Source organism: Epilithonimonas pallida, assembly GCF_900182975.1.
Taxonomy (GTDB): Bacteria; Bacteroidota; Bacteroidia; order Flavobacteriales; family Weeksellaceae; genus Epilithonimonas; species Epilithonimonas pallida.
On sequence record NZ_FXUO01000005.1, the window covers coordinates 376,993 to 396,178 of the forward strand.

At 36.8% G+C, this 19,186-nt stretch carries 13 protein-coding genes; 2 read left to right on the forward strand and 11 right to left on the reverse strand.

Going from position 1 to position 19,186, the window contains the following annotated elements; genetic code table 11:
* The first annotated feature begins 62 nt into the window (after positions 1 to 62).
* Positions 63 to 1,343: a glutamate-1-semialdehyde 2,1-aminomutase gene (gene hemL / locus QOL71_RS12190; protein ID WP_283417179.1), complete on the forward strand. Its 1,281-nt coding sequence runs from the start codon at positions 63 to 65 to the stop codon at positions 1,341 to 1,343.
* A gap of 33 nt (positions 1,344 to 1,376) precedes the next feature.
* Here the strand turns inward: hemL and QOL71_RS12195 are convergent, their stop codons facing one another.
* The 10 genes from QOL71_RS12195 to QOL71_RS12240 all read right to left on the reverse strand — a co-directional run bounded on the left by QOL71_RS12195 (position 1,377) and on the right by QOL71_RS12240 (position 14,321).
* Positions 1,377 to 2,261, reverse strand: a complete 885-nt coding sequence (locus QOL71_RS12195; RefSeq protein WP_346772098.1) for a GLPGLI family protein — start codon at positions 2,259 to 2,261, stop codon at positions 1,377 to 1,379.
* A gap of 370 nt (positions 2,262 to 2,631) precedes the next feature.
* Positions 2,632 to 3,120, reverse strand: a complete 489-nt coding sequence (locus tag QOL71_RS12200) for a hypothetical protein (protein WP_283417197.1) — start codon at positions 3,118 to 3,120, stop codon at positions 2,632 to 2,634.
* Positions 3,121 to 3,352: 232 nt separating this feature from the next.
* Positions 3,353 to 5,683 (reverse strand): T9SS type A sorting domain-containing protein, encoded by a 2,331-nt coding sequence (locus QOL71_RS12205; RefSeq protein WP_283417181.1) that lies wholly within the window; start codon positions 5,681 to 5,683, stop codon positions 3,353 to 3,355.
* A gap of 108 nt (positions 5,684 to 5,791) precedes the next feature.
* A complete protein-coding gene (locus QOL71_RS12210; RefSeq protein ID WP_283417182.1) occupies positions 5,792 to 7,420 on the reverse strand; it encodes a tetratricopeptide repeat protein in 1,629 nt (542 codons plus the stop codon).
* Positions 7,421 to 7,590: 170 nt separating this feature from the next.
* Positions 7,591 to 9,075, reverse strand: a complete 1,485-nt coding sequence (locus QOL71_RS12215) for a T9SS type A sorting domain-containing protein (RefSeq protein WP_283417183.1) — start codon at positions 9,073 to 9,075, stop codon at positions 7,591 to 7,593.
* Positions 9,076 to 9,327: 252 nt separating this feature from the next.
* On the reverse strand, positions 9,328 to 10,389 hold the full coding sequence (gene namA / locus QOL71_RS12220; protein ID WP_283417184.1) for an NADPH dehydrogenase NamA: 1,062 nt from the start codon (positions 10,387 to 10,389) through the stop codon (positions 9,328 to 9,330).
* A 107-nt stretch (positions 10,390 to 10,496) separates the two neighbouring features.
* A complete protein-coding gene (locus QOL71_RS12225) occupies positions 10,497 to 10,946 on the reverse strand; it encodes a hypothetical protein (RefSeq protein ID WP_283417185.1) in 450 nt (149 codons plus the stop codon).
* Positions 10,947 to 11,176: 230 nt separating this feature from the next.
* The gene (locus tag QOL71_RS12230; protein WP_283417186.1) at positions 11,177 to 11,632 is read right to left on the reverse strand and encodes a DUF1569 domain-containing protein; all 456 of its coding nucleotides are present in this window, start codon (positions 11,630 to 11,632) and stop codon (positions 11,177 to 11,179) included.
* A 2-nt stretch (positions 11,633 to 11,634) separates the two neighbouring features.
* On the reverse strand, positions 11,635 to 12,756 hold the full coding sequence (locus QOL71_RS12235) for a tetratricopeptide repeat protein (RefSeq protein WP_283417187.1): 1,122 nt from the start codon (positions 12,754 to 12,756) through the stop codon (positions 11,635 to 11,637).
* The gene (locus QOL71_RS12240) at positions 12,753 to 14,321 is read right to left on the reverse strand and encodes a helix-turn-helix domain-containing protein (protein WP_283417188.1); all 1,569 of its coding nucleotides are present in this window, start codon (positions 14,319 to 14,321) and stop codon (positions 12,753 to 12,755) included. The genes QOL71_RS12235 and QOL71_RS12240 overlap by 4 nt, the downstream gene beginning before the upstream one ends.
* 250 nt (positions 14,322 to 14,571) lie before the next feature.
* Here QOL71_RS12240 and QOL71_RS12245 point away from each other — a divergent pair, with 250 nt between their 5' ends.
* Positions 14,572 to 16,569 carry a GEVED domain-containing protein gene (locus QOL71_RS12245; RefSeq protein ID WP_283417189.1) on the forward strand — a complete coding sequence of 666 codons (1,998 nt, stop codon included), beginning with the start codon at positions 14,572 to 14,574 and terminating at the stop codon, positions 16,567 to 16,569.
* A gap of 82 nt (positions 16,570 to 16,651) precedes the next feature.
* Here the strand turns inward: QOL71_RS12245 and QOL71_RS12250 are convergent, their stop codons facing one another.
* Positions 16,652 to 18,265 (reverse strand): helix-turn-helix domain-containing protein, encoded by a 1,614-nt coding sequence (locus QOL71_RS12250; RefSeq protein ID WP_283417190.1) that lies wholly within the window; start codon positions 18,263 to 18,265, stop codon positions 16,652 to 16,654.
* Positions 18,266 to 19,186 lie beyond the last annotated feature (921 nt).

The following is a 19,186-nucleotide window of genomic DNA, read 5'->3' on the forward strand; positions in this document are numbered from 1 at the left end:
AGAATTTAGATTTAAATCTAATAACTATCAAAACAACTATCAACAAACAACGATCAATTAAAATGTTATATCAAAGAAGTTCGGCGCTTTTCGAGGAAGCGTATAAATATATTCCGGGTGGTGTTAATTCGCCTGTTCGTGCCTTTAAATCCGTAGGAGGTGTCCCGATTTTTATGAAATCCGCAAAAGGTGCTTATCTTACGGATGAAGATGACAGAACTTACGTCGATTATATCAACTCGTGGGGACCGGCGATTCTAGGGCATACCCACCCCGAAGTTTTGGAAGCTCTTAAACTGCAGGCTGAGAAAGGATTTTCTTTTGGAGCGCCAACGGAATTGGAAACGGAGATTGCAAAATTCATTGTGGAAAATGTTCCGAATGTTGACCAAATCAGGATGGTTTCCTCGGGCACCGAAGCCTGTATGAGCGCAATTCGTTTGGCAAGAGGTTATACTGAAAGAGATAAAATCATCAAGTTCGAAGGTTGTTATCACGGACATTCGGATTCATTTCTGATTCAGGCGGGAAGTGGAATGGCGACTTTTGGAAGTCCGAATTCTCCTGGCGTTACGCAAGGAACGGCGAAAGATACATTACTTGCCGAATACAATAATATAGAACAGGTTGAAGACCTTTTCAGAAATAATCCTGAGCAGATTGCGGCGATTATCGTAGAACCGATTGCCGGAAATATGGGTTGTATTTTGCCTGAGAATAACTTTCTTCAAAATCTTAGAAGAATCTGTGATGAGAATGGTGCCTTATTGATTTTTGATGAGGTAATGACAGGTTTTCGTTTGGCTTTTGGCGGTGCGCAGGAAGCTTTGGGTGTGAAAGCGGATTTGGTGACTTATGGAAAGGTTATTGGTGGCGGATTGCCGGTTGGAGCTTTTGCGGGACCAAACGAAATTATGAACTGGCTTTCGCCAAGAGGGCGCGTTTACCAGGCCGGAACTTTGAGTGGAAATCCTCTCGCAATGAGAGCTGGACTTAAAACTTTACAATTGATAAAGCAGGATGCTGATTTCTATAAAAAACTTGATAAAACAACCGAAACTTTAGACTTCGAAATTGGAAAAATATTGAATGAAAAAGGAATCCGACACAGAATCAACAGAAAGGGAAGTATGATGTCGATTTTCTTTGATGTAACTTCTGCGAGTAACTTTAATGAAGTGAACAACTCCAACATCGGTTTGTTCAATAATTTGTTTCATCAGGTTTTGGAGCAGGGGATTTATCTTCCGCCAAGTGGCTATGAGACTTGGTTTATTTCGTCCGCGATTGGCGATACAGAGATTGATAAAACGCTGGAAGCTTTCAGGAAGTTTCAGTATTAGATAAATAAAAACCTTTCCAAATCGGAAAGGTTTTTATTTATAAATTACTTTATGATTTAATTCAATTGGATTATTGTCTTGTAAAATATTATTTTGAAATTCTTTATTTTTCACGGAAATATCCACTGTTTTACCAGTCGGATCGGTAAATGTAGCTGTTTTCCACCCTTTTGAATTGATGTTAAATGGATCATTAAAATATGATTTTGCAAGTATTTCATATTTTTTCCAATCAATTTTTATTGATTTCGTGCGTGCGTCAAAAATATTCCCACCTTTCTTGACTTCTATCAAATTAAATGAATAGTCATTGTTTGAATCTTGGATAGAAACAATCAATCCGGGTAAACCATTGAAAATATATGGACCATCGCTGAAAGGTAATTCTGTTGTAAACCAGGCAATCCAGTTTCTTCCTCCATAAGTAGTTTCTGCTTTTTGAGATTGATATTTTCCAATCATTTTTTGTTCGGAAGTTATATTCCAGTTTAAGTTTTCCTCAATTGGAAGAAGATAATCTGTTCGCAAATAAGTTATTACTTTTTCAACTCTTTTTTGAGCAAGATTCTTTTTGACATAGAATTGGTTTTCAACGCCCATTTTAAATATTTCCTTTCCATTATTCAACTTTGATGAATCTGCTTGTTTTTCTACTGAATCTCTAAAAATTGAAATATTATCTTTTAAATCCAAAATCATTTTCTCGGAATTGACATCATCCGGATTTTCTGAGTTCAGTTTGTATTTTGTTTCGTAAATGAAACTAAATTTTTGTGAGAAGCAAAAGGTAGAGATTCCAAGAAAAAATATAATTAGTTTCATTTGTGACGAGTGTTTGTTTAAGCTTTCTGCTAAAAAGATAAACGAAGTTCTAACACTTATATTTTTTAAAAGTGAAATAAAATTCTGTTTACCCATGTTGTTGTGGGCATCTTGCTTGTGTCATTCAAAAAATGCGAGACGCTCGCTCCAACAAAAACAAAACCCACCCCACCACGTCCATCATTCCTCCCGACACGTCACCCCACGTATCCCGACACGTCCCGGATACCTCTGGACACGTGCTCCATCACTACGGACCTTTCCGGAACGTATCCGGAGCGGTCTGCAACCTGGCCAGACCCTTGCGCAACGTCTCCGGATAGGTTGGGTGACGTGTCCGGACCTATACCGGACGTATTGGGATAGATCCCCTAACCCCAACCGACCACTGCAGAACGTCTCCGGATAGGTAAAAGCAAAAAAATGCCCCTCCAAATATTGGGAGGGGCGATTGATGATTGTTGTTTTACGGTTTGTCTTCTGTGGGCGGCGCAGTGGATGTTGAATTTTTTACAAAGAACTGCTTCAGGTCTCTGTATTTGTCTTCAAATCCGGGTGCCGACGTTCCCGCTTTGTAGGTGGTGTAGGAGTAATCCACCAATGCCGCTTGGTAGTTGTCGTAGTCGTGCAGGGTTTTGGCATTGTTCAGCCTGGTGATGATGCTTTCCAGCTTGCTGATCATTGTCTCCATATTTTTTCTGGAAGTATGATCTTTCGCAAACTCTTCCCAGTCCACTTCGGGCGAGCTGAGGTTGGCCTGGCTCTGGTTGTAGTCATATACCTTGTTTACAAAGAGTTTGTTTTGCTCATTGATGCTGCCGTAGCGTCTGCGGTCTTCGGTGGAAAGGTTGATATTAATTTCTTCAATTGCTGTTTCGAGTGCCGAGATGGCATCGTTGGCGGCAGTGATCTTTGCACTGCTCAGATGTGTGGCGTTCAAATTGCTTAATCCCATCATTTTTGATTTTAAATGTTAATATATATGAGTATTAAAATCGTGTGTTTTATGGAGACGAAGATAAATAAAATTTCGATACTCTAATATTTTTTTATGCAATCCGATTCATAAATAGAAAAAAATTCACATATTGTGCGGATTGGCTATCCGTACAATATCACCAAGCTTTGGTTTAAAAAAAATAGCCTTAACAAAATCTGTTAAGGCTATTTTTTGATATGAAGAAATTTTAGTTTTTAATCACTTTTTTCGATATGGATTTTCCATTTTCTATTGTTACATTCAGGATATAAATACCTTTTGGAAGATTCGATAGATCGATTGTCTTTGATGTTGATTTCAGTAAAGTTTTCCCTGTAAAATCTACGATCGTTGCTTCTTTGATTTTGTCATTAGAAATAGTAATATAATCCGAAGTTGGATTTGGATAAATGATTAAGTCTGCCTTTGATAAAGAATTATTATTGGTTGCCAAAGTTTCCAGACTGATCTGATATTTTACCAATCCCAGATCAGATGTACTGAAGTAGATATCAGCCTTTTCATCGTCCAGAAAATCAATTGCAGAAGATTCTGAGAAAAGATAACCCAGCTTTTCAGGAGCGACTTCATTCCAGGTTTGTCCTAAATCATTTGAATAAATAATTCTCACTTGTGACGGAGGATATGCATAACCTTCACCGCTTCCGTTCATAAAATTAGAAGTTGCTACGATAACACCATTTTTATAAGGCGAAAATTCGGCTCTGTTGATGACATTATCGCTGTATATCTGAGCCCATTTTACACCGGCATCGTTAGAGATGAAGATCCCCTGAGTTGTTGACAACAGCAATTGGTCTTTATTGAAAGGATTTTTACTAATATCATAAATGAAATCCACATTGCTTTCCAATATTCCCAATCCGCTTTCTGATGGCGTCCAGTTTTGTCCGCCGTCTGTGGTTCTGTAAACATTATTATTCTGGGAAAGAATCACATGATTCTCATTAGTTTCATCAATGCTGATTCCGAAAACTGTTCCGAATGAAGGCAGTATCACTTCCTGACTTGTGATTCCACTCATATCGGTGAAATCAAATTTCCTTACAGATTCGTCGAAAGAGACCCAAGAATGATTGGTGTTCGATTTGGATGTGGCAACTCTCATAATATTCAATCCGTAATCGCTGTAACCTGTAGAATAATTGGCGCCATGATTGGTGCTTACAGCAAAGGTAGAACCCATGAAATTGCTTGAGGTGACGTAAACTCTTCCTGCAACCAACGGATCTGCATAAAGACCGGTACTTCTGAAATTCGGAAAGAAATTGATAGCCATCAATCCAATTCCTGTTTCTTGCCCGGTTTGGAAATCCTGATGAACAAATCCTCTTCTCAATCCATAATACAAATGCTTGTCCGAATTTTTATGAAAGCTGACTCTATCAGTATTATTCGCAAACGGATTTTTGAGCCTTGTTAACGTAATTCCACCGTCCAAAGAATGGAAAGGATAATAATTGGAACTGATGATCACTTCATTACTGTTATTAGGATTGTAAGTCGCATTCAGTCCATAATAATATTTGTTTTCCAGATCGTTGGCAGGATAAACATAATTCATCCAGGTGTTTCCGCCATCTTTTGAGATCACGATCTCATTCTCTTCCAAAACCATGATATCATTAGTATTTTTAGGATTGATGACAATCTTTTGTATGCTGTTTGTAGAAAGTGTGGTCCAAGTGATGGGAACAATGTTCCAGCTTTCGCCACCGTCTGTAGATCTGTAAAGATTTTCGGTCTGGGTCTCTGTTAGGTAGAACGATCCCAAAAACATCTTTTGTGAATCTGCCGGGTCAAATGTGATCGCAGAGTAATTGGTACCTGCAATTTTTTCTGTCCAACTATTTCCGGAATTGTCTGATACATATAACCCTCCGTTTTTTTCCCCCGGAGAGAATCCTCTCGCTAAAAATAATTTGTTGGGATTATTGGGGCTGATGGCGACATTATTGATGTGAACACCGTCATTCGCAGAACTTGTGTAAACCTTTTGCCAACTGTCTCCGCCATTTTTGGTGTAAAAAACATCAGTTACAAGACCAAAATTGTACATATAGGTTGTGTGCAAAAGAATGTTTTCGTAATCATTTCCTGTAACAGAATAGGACATTATCAGGTTGCCTGATTGATTTCCGTTAGGCGAATCGATTCTTTTGATGACATTTCCATTGGCCGGATCAATGATGATCACTTGGTTATGAACCGTTCCTTCAGCAGTCAAAATAAAACTGAGATATTTCTGGTCTTGTGTCCATCGCAGGTCCTTGATCGTTCCAAGACTAATATCTAGCGGGAAAGAATACAAAACTTCCCAGTTTTTACCATTGTCAGAACTTTTCACAATGTGATTAGTTACCGTATTGGCGTACAAAACGTCTTGCTTGGTTGGGTCGTAAGTCACATCAAAGACTTGTCCATAATCCGGCGAAGTTAAAAATGACAACTGAGCCGCCAACTTGGTAGAAAAACTGGAGCAAATTGCCAATAAAAATAGAGTCAATATTTTCTTCATATTCAAAAATTTTATTGATGTAAAATTGATGATAAATCAAAAAAAATCTATCAATTACGGCGTGACATTGCGTGACATCAATCCAATTTCTGCGTGACGTAGTTTTGTCTATATAGCTGAAATATAGTCGTATAAGTTTATTTTGTCGGGAAGATTGAGTTTTTTGCTGATTCTTTCTTTCCTTTTTCTGCAGGATTCCGGACTGATGTTGAGAATCGATGCAATTTCTTTATGGCTCAGATTCATATAAACATAACAGATGAATCTTATCTCTGAAGAACTCAGATCCGGATGTCTTTCTTTCAAAGTAGTGATGAAATTCTGATTGACGCCTTCAAAATGTTTGAAAAAACTATCCCATTGATTATTGCTTTTAAGCTGAATTTTCAAATCCTTGATAGAGTTGACCAACTTGGCATTGTTGGAAATCTCCGGTTGGTTGACAATCGCTTCAATAATTTCTTCCACCACGTCATTTCTGCTGGAGATGGTTAAAGCTTGCGAAGTTAATTGTCGGTTTTGTTGCTCAATTTCATTTTTGAGACGTTCTTTTTCAAGTAAAGACAATGTTTCCTGTTCTTTCAGTTGTTGAGTCAGTATCAGGTTATCACTTTGTTTTTTCTCAAATTCCAGTTGCGTGATTTTTTTCTGCTGTTTGTATTTTATCGAGTTATTATAAAGGAAAAGGAGCACCAGCAAAATGATGATGACAGCAGAAGCGATGATGATGTAGAAGATTTTTCTTTCATCTTTCAAACGCTGATGGCTTTCTTTGAGTTCGAACTGGTAATTCTGCATTTCGAACTTGATTTTGCCATTATTGAACAACGTCGAATTATTAATTTTCGAAATCGAATCATTTGCAATAATGACCGAATCTTTATATTTCAAAGACTCATCATAATTCTTGGTTTCTGCATTGATTTTTGATAGGTAATTGTAAACCTCTTCTCTATTATTGATATTTGGAGAGAGTTTTCTGGCCTGCAAAGCCAAAGATTTTGCTGAGGTAAGATCACCTTTTTTCTCATTGATCTGAGCTTTTATCAGGAGAAGGAAAACCAGATTTTCATTTTCATCAGATGATTGAATCTGTGGAATCAGATTGTCAATGATAGCTTCGGATTCTTTATATTTTTTCTTGAGATAAAGATTTTCTGCCAAAGCCATCTTGTACATGATGTTGACTTTCGGGTCGTCTTTGGTCAGGGTTTCCGCTTCCTGAATATATTTGTAAGCTTCGTTAACCTTATTCAGCTTATTAAGTACCAGTCCGAGGTTCACTGCGTAGGCGCCGGCTTTATCATTCCGGTTATTTTCTTTTGCGGTCTGATAAGCTTTTAGGAAGTATTCGTAGGCTTTTTTGTTGTTTTTTTCCTGAAAATAAAGGACTGCAATATTGTTGACAACCGTCATCACGTGCTTTTTGTCGGGCATATTGGTCGCGATATCATAAGCTTCGAGATAATATTTCAAAGCTTCGCCAAAGTCCGTCATCAGATAATAATTCAGACCTATGTTGTTGGTTGCACGAAAGTTGGATTTGTCCCATTTTTTTTGTTCAGAAACAGATTTTACACGGATCAGCATTTCCAGAGACTTCGTGTGTTCTTTTCGGAACATCTTCTGAATGGCGGAATCAATAATCACTTCACATTCTTTTTCCGACTGCCCTAATATTGTTGAAGGCAGAATAAAAAGTGTAATTATTGGGATTATTTTCAGAAATAATTTCATCTTCTAGTCAAATCGATAACGAAATATAATTATAATTAATCGTAAAAACAAAAAGATGAGATGTTGATGAAATATTTTAAAGTCTTAGACTCCACTCAGACTGACACTGTTTAAGGTAATGCTAAGTATTAGAGCTGTCACACTGAGCGAAGCCGAAGTGTCTTTAATTATCACTGTTTTATCAATTTCTGAATCGATGAATTTCCGTTTGAGAATTTTATTTTCAAAATATAAATACCTTTTGGAAGTTGAGAAACATTGAATTTTAATTCTTTGAATTCTGAGATTCGTTTTCCGGAATGGTCCAGGATTTCAACTGAATTAATCTCTTTAATACTTGCAATATTGATGAAATCTTTAGCCGGATTTGGGTAGATTCTTACGCTTTTTTCAGAAAAATTATTTTCATTAGAAGCCAGATCTGATGGAGAGAAAATATATGCCGAGCCTGCATCATTCAGCTCATTTTCTTCATTATTGTCCCAATTATCTCTTGCTGAACCAACGACTATTTCATCACTATTCATTGCGATACTCCAACCATAGAAATCTTCAGAAACATCGTTTGCCGGTTTTAATTCCTGATCAAATTCCCATTGGTTCTGGCTGTTCTTTTTGTAAAGCAGAGCTCTTCCAGGCTCAGTTCCGTATAGATGTGGAGCGCTGATGAGAAGCTTGTCGTTTTTCATTTCACACATCCATGCAAAATAAGTATGTTCGAAAGATTCATAGCTTGAGATTTTTTGCGATTCTTCCCAATTTCCATTATCATTCAGTTTAAAAATATATGCCATTGATGGATTTCCTGTGTTGACTTCCGTATAAGCGCCGACCACCAATTCATTACCATCAATACTTACCGAATTTCCAAAATAAGAGTTTTCAAAATGATCCGATGAAGTTAGACTTTGATGAAAGATCCATTCTCCGGAATCATTCTTTTTGTAAATGTAAATTTTACCGGCGTTACTATTTTCACCGCTTGCACCAACAGCCAGATAATTGCCTGAAACGCTGACGCCAATTCCGAAATTTCCAAAATCAACACCTTCAGGCGAATCCAATTTTTGGGTCTGTTCCCAATGGTTTCCAACTTTTTCAAAAATATAAACAGAACCTTTCCACGAATCGAATCCGGGAGCTCCGGCAACAATCAGGTTATCACTCACATCAACAGAAGTTGGATTAACACCTAACAAAGCATCATTATCATAATCCGAAGCAGTTAGTTTCTTCGTGAAATTCCATTGATCATCAGAGCCGGGTTCATAGATATATAATGCACCGGCCCTGATCATGCCATCAATATCAGCCCTTCCGGAAGCTGCAACCAGAAAACTATTTCCGAATTTGATACTTCCACCGAATTCCGCCATTTCAACACCGTCCGGAGCCATAATTTTCTGATTGAAACTCCAATTGCTTTCATTTTTTTTGTAGATATAAACAGCACCTTTTGCAATGTCTTCTCTGGATGCGCCAACAGCAATGAATTGATTATTAATGGCAACAGATGTTCCGAATTCTGCTCGGCTTTCTCTGACGGGAGCTGTGATTTTTTTGGATTGATATTGCCCATAGATCAATGTCAAACTAAAAACAGGAATTGATAGAATTCCTCTGTTTAAAATTTTCGAGAATAGATACTTTTCCATATATATTTTTTGTTGAATGAAGTTATATATTGGAAACTCTAAAACTTATAATAAAGGCGTGACATTATGTGACATCGGCTGTCAATTTCTGTGAAAACAAAAAAACTTTCCAAAAAGGAAAGTTTTTCTTTGATATTCTGTCAAAAGTCAGCTTGGTAAAATTGGGACAGGCTTTCTTATTCTTTATCTTAGTAATTCCAAAATGATAAATCTAAATTCATTTAGAACCGTTCTTTTCCGTGAGGGCGGTTTTTATTTTGTTGGTTTCGCTCTCAGATACTGATGCGGATAAAAACAATCATCGCCACTTTCCCAGGAAGACTGAACTGCGAAATAAGGATTTCTCAAAATTTCTCTAGCCAGGAAAATCAAATCACCTTGTCCGTTTTGCAGAATCTGTTCTGCCTGTTCTGCGGAAGTGATTAATCCAACAGCTCCGGTTTGGATTTCAGCATTTTTCTTTACATCCTCAGCCAACGGAACCTGGTAACCTGGTCTCAAAGGGATTGTAACACCATTGATATTTCCGCCACTGGAAACATCTATCAGGTCTACATTTTTATCTTTTAAAGTTTTGGAAAGCTCAACACTGTCAGTTATTTCCCAACCATTTTCAGCATATTCTGTTCCGGAGATTCTTACGAAAAGCGCCTGTTTTTCTGTGATTTCGGAATTAACGGCATCTACGATTTCCATTAAGAATCTTGCTCTGTTTTCAAAACTTCCACCATATTCATCGGTTCTTGTGTTGGAAAGTGGCGATAAGAATTGATGAATCAAATAACCGTGCGCACCGTGAATTTCCAAAACATCAAATCCAGCTTCAACCGCTCTTTTTGCTGCTTTTCGGAAATCTTCTACCAGGGCTTTGATTTCCTCAACAGATAATTCGTGAGGTATTCTTTCGGAATGATGAAAAGGAATTGGGCTTGGCGCAATGGTTTCCCAGCCTTCTTCCAGGCTCATCTGGCGATTGGTTTCGGCAGAAACAGAGCCTTTTCTCCCGGCGTGAGCCAGTTGAATTCCAATTTTGCTTTCCGAATTCTGATGAACAAAGTCAACGATTTTTTTCAAGGCCAAAGCTTGTTCGTCATTCCAGATTCCGAGACATTTATTGGTAATTCTTCCTCTGGGTTCAACGCCGGTTGCTTCTACAATAATCAATCCGGCGCCACCTTGAGCACGGCTACCGTAATGAACAAAATGGAAATCATTGGCAACGCCTTCTTCAGCAGAATACATACACATTGGCGACATGACGATTCGGTTTTTCAGCTCTACATTTCTGAATGTTATAGGTGTGAAAAGTTTCATTTTTAGAATTTTATTATTTTGAGTGGCTTCGAGAGCCTCAGCCTGACAATGCTTAGCGTTAGATATGTCACACTGAGCTTGTCGAAGTGTCTTTTGTTTATATTGATTTAATTATTGAAATAGAACGGAAAGCTCAGCGTATCTCCATAGTTGGTCCAAGTCCCCTCAAATTTCAATTGGTTTTTGTCTGATGATTCTTTGATAGTTAATTCTCCGGAGAAAATTCCGTTGTGTTTTCCGTTTCCTTTTTCCGAGAGTTTCAAATAATAGATTTTGAACTGGTCTTTGGAATTTTTAGTTTTTTCTGCGTCAAAAGTTATGATTCCTTCGAAGTAAGCTTTTGTTCCTTCTACATCTGAGAAACCAAAAACTTTGTAAGTGTTTTTTTCTTGATTCTCTGCAGAGACAGTTTCAAAAAGAACTTTCAGGTTGGCAGAATTGTCGATTTTCCCAATTAAAAATTCGTTATTATTTTTGATTAATTTCTCAACTTCTTGGGCATTGAAAAATGTAAAAATTCCAAAAATCATTATCAAAAGAAAGAAAAGTTTTTTCATAACTAATTTTTTTTAAACGTTGAATCACTCGCAGCCCGGCTTGAACGGAGCTCTTTTTCTGCCATTGCGATTGACTAAAGTTGTATAGATTGCTTCACTTTGTTCGCAATGACAGAAAAAAGCGGGAGTGGAAGACGGATAAAGCTGCCCAAATCGATATTTATTTCTCACAGATTTCTTTGATTTAGCAGATAAATCAGCAAAATCCGGTCAATCAGCGAGCTAAATCATTATACTCCAAACTGCGTCAAATGGTGATCGAGATGTTTGGACATCAGATTGTTCCATTCGGTTGCCGTGAGCTTTCCGAAGTTAAAACTCTCTTTTCCTTCGAAGGCTTCTGCACCCAATTGTTGCGTTTTCTGGATGAATCCGATAATTCTCTTTTTTTCTTCCTCGAAGCTTTTGTCATCTGTAATGACAAACATTGCAGCGGTTGGAGAGTTGTGTTTGTATGGTGTTTCACTTACGACCTTTGGCTTTACGAAGCGTGTCAGAACCCACTTCATGAGACGATTCGGTTTTTTATGTTTTTCCTGTTCATAGATGAGTTCATACGTCACGTTGCAGTGCGCCAGCATTTTGTCAACGGACATCACGCCCCATTTTGGGAAAGAGTCCTCGGTAAGTGCATTGATTCTCTTGATAAAGTGATTGGTGTCGTTTTGGTCAAAAATATTCTTCATTCTTAGGTTGTGATTTTGTTGATCTGATTCAGCTTTTCTGATAATAATTTGTTTCGTTTTTTGTGCGATATAAATTTAATAAGAAACCAGATAAAAACCGCTGAAGAAATTGCAATGATGATGAATAATATGATTTTCAACCTGCTTTTCTGTTCCTCGATTTTTCTGTTGTTTTCCTGGTTCAGTACATCGATACTTTTGTTGAGAGAAGCGAGCTCGCTTTGTTCTCTTGCAAATTTGGTTTCGATGTACAGTTTGTTGTACACTTCATAATTGTTCCAATCTTGCAGAGCGAGATAATTGTCAGAAAAACCTTTGTAAATCCCTTCGCTCAACACCAAATCGCCGACTTTCTTGGACAGATTGACCGATTTTTTCAAAAGCTCTATCGCTTCCTGATGTTTTCCCAAAGCCGTGAAATTCTCGGACAAACCTTTGTAGGCAAAAGCCTCCAAACTCTCTGCCTTAACCGACCTGGCGACTTCTGCAGACTGTCTGAAATATTTTTCTGCTTCGTTATATCTCTTCAAATAAAAATAACAGTAGCCAATATTGTAGAGGAAAACACTGCTGTTTGCAATGGCATTGTCATAATTTCCCACTTTTTTCAGATACTCCAACCCGATGAGCAGTTTTTCCAAAGCCAGCTCGTTATTGTCCTGTGATTTATAGACCAAACCTCTCAAAGCAGAGTTGAGACCGAGATAATAAGTTTTGAATTTCCCATCTGGAAGTTGGCTGCAAATCTGATAAGATTCATCCAGGATTTCCAACGTCTTGCTGTTGAGTCCCATTTGCTGATATTGTATGGAGGTTGCATTCAGGATTTTTACTTTTTGTTCCGGATTGGTCACATTTTTACTCAGTTCTTTCATCTTCAGAACCCAATCCAGAGATTTGTCGAATTCGCGTTTTGAAATATAGGAATGCGACATCAGTTTATAAAGCTTGATGAGATTATCCGGATTCTTTTCGTTTTTCAGCATTAGCTGCGTTATTTTTTGAGAATTATCAGGATCTTGATAAATATCCGATAAAGCTTTTTTGTACAATTGCTCATTATACTGGGATCTGAAAATCCCGGTAAAAGAGAAAATGATTAATATGAAAATGTAACGTTTCATTTTTTATTCTGAGTCAATTGCTGGATGTATGTGTTTGGTGAAATGCCGGTTACGGATTTGAAAACTGTTGTGAATGCGCTGTGAGAAGAGAAACCTGCTTTCTCCGCCAGATAACTTACCTTATAATTAAGATAGGCAGGATCGGTTTTCAAAAGATAAGCGATGTAATTGATTCTTAGTTCATTAATATAGTTGTTGTAATTTTTTTCTTTGTATCGGTTGATGACGTCGGACAGATATTTCGTGTTCGTGTCCAGTTGTCCGGCAAGCATTGCCAAAGACATATCGCGATTCAGGAACTTTTCCGATTTTTCAAATTCTTCCAGACGTGCAAGGATATCCATTTCTTTTTCTTTGGAAATGAGAGGTGTTTTTTTAGAATTATCAGCGTCTGTTTTGTCAGCTTTTAATTCAATAGAAATTTTGTTTTCATCAATTTTCTTAATGAAATCTTGTTGTTTCGAATAGAAATCGATTTGTTTCTGGATAGATTTTGTTTTTCTTTTCTCAAATATGCTGAAAAGAAGTATTGCTAAAATTGCTATTATACAAATAATCGAAACAATCAGAATATTGCTGACGAAATTCTTATGAGAGTCTTCCAGCCGTTTGTTCTCATATTGATCGTTTAGCCTGACCAGGTTTCGGATAGCGTCTTTCTTATTTTTGTCTAATTTGTCGGTTTGTTCCTTATATATGGAATAATATTTTTGATACAGTTCTTCATTTTTTAATGCCAGATAATTTTTGGACAAATCATCATAAATCCTATATCTCAATGCGTCGTAAGGTTTATTTTGAATTAATTCCAAAGCCTGATTCAAATTGTCGGTTGATTTAGCATAATCTTTTTTCAGAAAATTAATTCTTCCAAAATTATCCAGATTGAAAGCTCTTAGAAATACATATTGAGGTTTTTTCTCCAGCTTTTTCTGGATGTCATTAATTGATTTTTCAGCTTTATTAATTTGATTCTTAGAAATATAAATAAATGTCTGGTAAATCTGATTTTCTATAGAAATGATAAAATCTTCATCCGTATTTTTTAACTCAGCATTACTCTGACTCAGATTTTCTTCGGCTTCTTTCCATTTTTTCTGAACCATTAGATTAGAAGCATTCAGCTGATAGATATAAGCTGACAGATTTTCCGGATAATGCTGAGATTTGATTTTGGAAGCCTTATCAACAAGGGTTTGAGAGATTCTTATCGACTGTTTGTAAAGCCTGAGCGACTGGTATTGTTGAGCCAGGGCAAAATCAGCATAGAAAGAGTTGTTTTCATTCCTGTTTTTATTCAGATTATCAATAGATCGCTCAATGGATTTTGCATAATCGCCTTTGAAATTATAAGCCCGGGAAAGGATAATCTGAACGCGTTGTTTGATGAGCTCAGACTCTTTGTTTTCATCAATATTCTGAAGAATCTGGAAAGCATTATCGGGATTTTCGTAAAGACTTTTGTAAGCTTTGTCAAGAAGCTGTAAAGTTTCTGGATTACTTTGCGCCGATACCAGAACGATACCGGAAATGACCACCAACCACAGAAAAAATACCCTGAACATACTACAAAAATAGTTTTTTTATTTGTGAATTTGAAGAATTTTGATAATTCTTTGTAGGAACTATGGATATTTTTATTTATTATTAACGTATTGATAATTAATTGTTTGAATGTTTGGTGTTTTAAAAATTCACGAATTATAAAAGTAAAAAATTAGGTATTGGCGTTATTAATATATAACATTGTAAACAAGTTTTTGAGACAAGAATTCATTAACGCTTAAGAAAAATTACTATCAATATTTATTTATTATGAAAAAAGTTTACTTGCTTTTATTGGGTATTATGACAATGTCAGAGATCAATGCCCAGCAAATAGAACTGAAAGTTCTTACCGGTATGGGGTCACGTCTTTATGACATTAATGACAACGGAAAAGGCATCCATTCAGGTGCTTACTATGATTTTGCAACAGGCGTCACAACACCAACAGAAGGAGGCCAGGCCACAAACTCCATTAATAACGCAGGAGATGTTGCAGGATTAATGGCATATACAAGTTCAGATGGTGAGGAACTGGGGCAGGCGGGTTATAGAAAAAATGGTGTCTGGACGGCGATTGGCTATTTTGCCGGCGATGTACCAGGTAACAGCTGGTTTAGCAGTGCCAATGCCATCTCTGAAAACAGCAAATATGTGACGGGGCAAATTTCTGTAGATGTTTCAGGAAGTTATGCTTTTATATATGATACAGAAGCCGGAACTCTTAAAAAACTAAACGGCGACGGTTCTTTTGAATATGGAAGAGGCGAGGGTATCAACAGTTCGGGCATTGTTTCCGGATTTGTTAACAAATATTCTATTAACGGAAGTACTTATTGGATCCCGGTTTATTATACGCCGGATGGAGTAGTGCATTACATCGGAGATTTGGGTTATGGTGAAGCAGCTGATATCAATGATGCAGGACAGGTAGTGGGCTATAAGGATGGTAGGCCCTTCATATATAATATCAATACCGGCATCTACAAATCTTTTAATGTACCGGCTGGTTATGACTCTGCGGTGTTTACATCGATTTCAGAAAACGGAATTGCTGTTGGATATGCAGGACAGGCTGGTAATAGAGAAGTAATAATCTATCACCCTTCACTAAGTTCTAATCCTGTTTTCCTGAAAGATATTTTGACAAGCCAGAATGTAGCAGTGACGACCTTTGACGGAAAATTAGGAACTGCAATGGGAATTTCCTCGAATGGGAACTTCATTGCCGGATTTGATAATTCTATTCCGCCGTTCTTTGCGGCAGGCTGGGCTGTTAACCTCAATAATCTGTTATTAAGCAGTAACGATTGCTCAATCACGTGTCCGGACAATATCCAAACAACAATTGCAAGTCCTTCAGAAACATCAGTAGTTGTTAATTATACATTACCGGTTACTTGCGGTTCATCCTCTTCTTCAGGATTACAGACGGTTCTGGTTTCTGGCTACGAATCCGGTTCTCAGTTCCCGATTGGTGTTACCAATGTTGTCCACAATCTGGTAGATGCGGATGGGAAAATTGTTTATGTATGTTCGTTCCAGGTAACGGTTAATGATGTTTATTGTAGTACAACACCAACTTGGGGCGTTGATTCTATTACTAAAGTTCAGTTTGCAGGTATCGATAACACATCAGATCCTTATTCCAGCCAGGCTAACGAATATTATCTTGACAAAATCGGAGAGGTTTATCAGGGCAGTCAGTACCCGATTACCATAGAAGCTAATACCAATGGCGGTTATGATTATGCAACGGTTTTTGTAGATTGGAATCAAAACGGAAGCTTTACAGATGCAGGCGAGATGTATGAGGTAGGCGCAGTAACTTCTGATGGTACAGATGGCGGACAGATTACAGGTGATATCACAGTGCCTTCCACAGCAACTGTTGGTAAAGCAAGAATGAGAGTGATGTTGAATTGGGATGCTTCTATGACAACACCTTGTGACAACTCGATTTATCAGTACGGGCAGACAGAAGACTATACATTGGATGTGAAAGAATCCCTTGGAGTTAATGATATCAGTTCAAAATCAATCTCTTATTATCCGAATCCGGTAAAAGACATCCTGAATCTCGTAAGCGAAAAGAACGTAACCAACGTTTCGGTTTACAACATCGAAGGCAAGCTGGTAAGAAACTTCGCAAGCCTGGATAAGTCAAAAGTTCAGTTAGACTTATCAACATTAATTACAGGGACTTACGTTGTGAAAGCAACGACTAAAGACGGAAAAGCAAAAACGTTCAAAGTGATCAAGAAATAAATCTTCTTCATAAATATGAATAAACCCGCATCAATATTGGTGTGGGTTTTCTTTTTAGTAATATTAGCAGGATGTTTGATGATCAGGCTTGGTCTTTTCTTAAATTTTGGATAAAATACGAGGGAGTAACTCCATGTTCATTTTTAAAGGCAATTACAAAAACCTTATAGGTGACAAATCCGCTTTCTTCAACAAGGTGGCTTATTTTATAATCCCTGTATTTGGGTTCGTTGTACAACTTATGGACAATGTAGTTGATTCGTAATCCGTTGATGTAGTTTGAGAAGTTTTTACCTCTGTAGATCCTGATAATCTCCGAGAGGTATTTGGTATTGGTATTGAGGTTATGGGCAAGCCATGTAAGATTAGCTTCTTTCTTAAGGTATTTTTCCGATGCTTCAAATTTCTCCAGCTTCTGAAGCAGGGCTTTCGCCGTTTCCGGTACAATGGTAGATCTTGTATCACTATTTTCAATTTTACCGGATGACGTGCTAAGAGGAGCCGAAGTATCTTTTTTACTATTTATTTTATCAATTAGCTCTTCATATTTTTTGCGATGCAGTTTATTTTTTTTATTGATCAATACCCAGAATCCAATGATAATAACAAGAATTATGCTTGCGCTTCCAGCTATAATTTTTTCAAGAAAAAGACTGTTTTTATTATCGGATTTTTTTATCTGGTCTCTTGAAAGGGATATAATGGCTTTTTTCTCTGCATAAGTAAGACTGTCATTCAGAGCAGTAGCCAATCGCATATATTTGATTTCTTCATCTGTATTTTTCAAAAATTTATAATCATCTTTAATGGTATTGTAAACTTTCCATCTGGATACCGGATCTTTTTGCGTTTTCTCAGCTTCAAGAAATTTGAAAGAATAGTCCAGCGACTTTTGATACTGTCCTTTATCATGATATAAACCACCCAGAGATAAATAGATATCCATTTCATGTCCTTTAAAATATTCCGGTGCCGTATTTTGAAAATCTAAAACCTTTTTTAAATAAAGCTCAGCACGATCAAGATCTTGTGGTTTACGAATGATATAATAACCGCCCATACTCTCCAACCCGTTAATGTACAGATAATAGTATGTGTTTTTTTGATATTCGTCTAAGTCATCTGCAGGTATTGTTTCTATATAGTACAAGCTTTTTTTCAGGCTTTCCAGTACTTTTTCAGGCTTATCAAGCCCTTCATACATTCCAGCAAGATTCATGTATGTGCTGCAAAGAGCAATATGCTTATCCGCTTTATTTTCAATTTTTTCCGCGTAGCTTATCGATGTATTGAGATGAACTTCAGCCTCGGGATATTTATCCAGCATCATATCAATATATCCTCTAAGCTTACTGATCTTACTTAATGCTTTATAATTTTGCACTTGTTCAGCAATAACCTCTGCCTCATTTCCATATTTCGCGGAAAGGGTATAGTTTTTTTGCGTTGCTGCAACCTGTTGCTGTATTATTAACCCCCTAAGGATTCCTTCGGAAAAGTTCAGCTTTTTAGACTGCTCATATAGTTTTTTTATTTCATCAATATTGGCCTCTTCCTTATCATCCATCTCGATTTTATCATAGCGGTCAATGATTTGTTTTTCACTTTGTGGTAGATGATCAGGCTCCTTTATGTTTTCTGCAAACATACTATGGAAGCAAAAAATAAGAATAAAAGAGTAAAATAATTTTTTCATAAAATGTGTGTTTTTGTTAAGTATCATAATTTATTTTTTTATCATAATAACATCTGAGGATCGCTTGCAAATTTAATGTATAATTACAGTAAAAATGCTGATTTCTACTAGTGCTTATTTAATATCTTTTTGTAATGTGAAAAAATAAACAGTTTAATTCAATTAATTGAAAAACAGGGTGTTTATTTGTAAAACGCAATGCGTGCCGTAAAGTTATATAAGGATAATTCGGAAATTGACAAATCTAATCTTTGTTGAAAAAAAGACTTCGCCTTAATATTGTCATTGATTATTTTATTAGCGTAGAACTGATTGTACAAGTTCGTGACACTACAAAAGATAATCTAAGACACAAAAGACATAATTAATTGGGCAAAAGCACAAATGATGAAATTAAAGAAATTTATTCTTTGTTAAAGAAGTACTTCTTTCTTTCCGTATTTAGAATATTTCCTCATTTAAGTTTTTCAAGGTTAATTTTAATTTAAATGCAAGATGAAAAAAAATTATTCTTTTATTAATGCTATTATTTTCAGGATTAGCATTCTCTTCAGGACTGATACAACAGGATTTAATAAATCGCTAACTATAATCTGATTTTTCGTAAAGGTGCTTACCAGCCTAAGGGAAAGACACTTTCCTCGGAGGGGGAAGCACCTTTCCAGCTTCGGCGAACAAAGCTTTCCAGGCACGAGGAAAATCAGATCAATGAAAAAGATGTTTCAACACCGCTAACGTTCTGCTCAATATGACAAGATGCTGCCTTCGTCAGCACGACAGCACCTTGTCATCCTGAGCCTGCCGAAGGATCTCTACAAAAACAATCAAATAATAAACAACAAATGCATAATGAAAAAAAACACTACTAAACTAACAACAAAACAGGCAAAAAACCTATTGCTTGTTCTCTTGCTGTTTCTG

Excerpts from the sequence above, each read along its gene's own strand:
- hemL (WP_283417179.1), top strand. The coding sequence starts at position 63 with ATGTTATATCAAAGAAGTTCGGCGCTTTTCGAGGAAGCGTATAAATAT.
- QOL71_RS12195 (WP_346772098.1), bottom strand. The coding sequence starts at position 2,261 with ATGGGTAAACAGAATTTTATTTCACTTTTAAAAAATATAAGTGTTAGA.
- QOL71_RS12200 (WP_283417197.1), bottom strand. The coding sequence starts at position 3,120 with ATGGGATTAAGCAATTTGAACGCCACACATCTGAGCAGTGCAAAGATC.
- QOL71_RS12205 (WP_283417181.1), bottom strand. The coding sequence starts at position 5,683 with ATGAAGAAAATATTGACTCTATTTTTATTGGCAATTTGCTCCAGTTTT.
- QOL71_RS12210 (WP_283417182.1), bottom strand. The coding sequence starts at position 7,420 with ATGAAATTATTTCTGAAAATAATCCCAATAATTACACTTTTTATTCTG.
- QOL71_RS12215 (WP_283417183.1), bottom strand. The coding sequence starts at position 9,075 with ATGGAAAAGTATCTATTCTCGAAAATTTTAAACAGAGGAATTCTATCA.
- namA (WP_283417184.1), bottom strand. The coding sequence starts at position 10,389 with ATGAAACTTTTCACACCTATAACATTCAGAAATGTAGAGCTGAAAAAC.
- QOL71_RS12225 (WP_283417185.1), bottom strand. The coding sequence starts at position 10,946 with ATGAAAAAACTTTTCTTTCTTTTGATAATGATTTTTGGAATTTTTACA.
- QOL71_RS12230 (WP_283417186.1), bottom strand. The coding sequence starts at position 11,632 with ATGAAGAATATTTTTGACCAAAACGACACCAATCACTTTATCAAGAGA.
- QOL71_RS12235 (WP_283417187.1), bottom strand. The coding sequence starts at position 12,756 with ATGAAACGTTACATTTTCATATTAATCATTTTCTCTTTTACCGGGATT.
- QOL71_RS12240 (WP_283417188.1), bottom strand. The coding sequence starts at position 14,321 with ATGTTCAGGGTATTTTTTCTGTGGTTGGTGGTCATTTCCGGTATCGTT.
- QOL71_RS12245 (WP_283417189.1), top strand. The coding sequence starts at position 14,572 with ATGAAAAAAGTTTACTTGCTTTTATTGGGTATTATGACAATGTCAGAG.
- QOL71_RS12250 (WP_283417190.1), bottom strand. The coding sequence starts at position 18,265 with ATGAAAAAATTATTTTACTCTTTTATTCTTATTTTTTGCTTCCATAGT.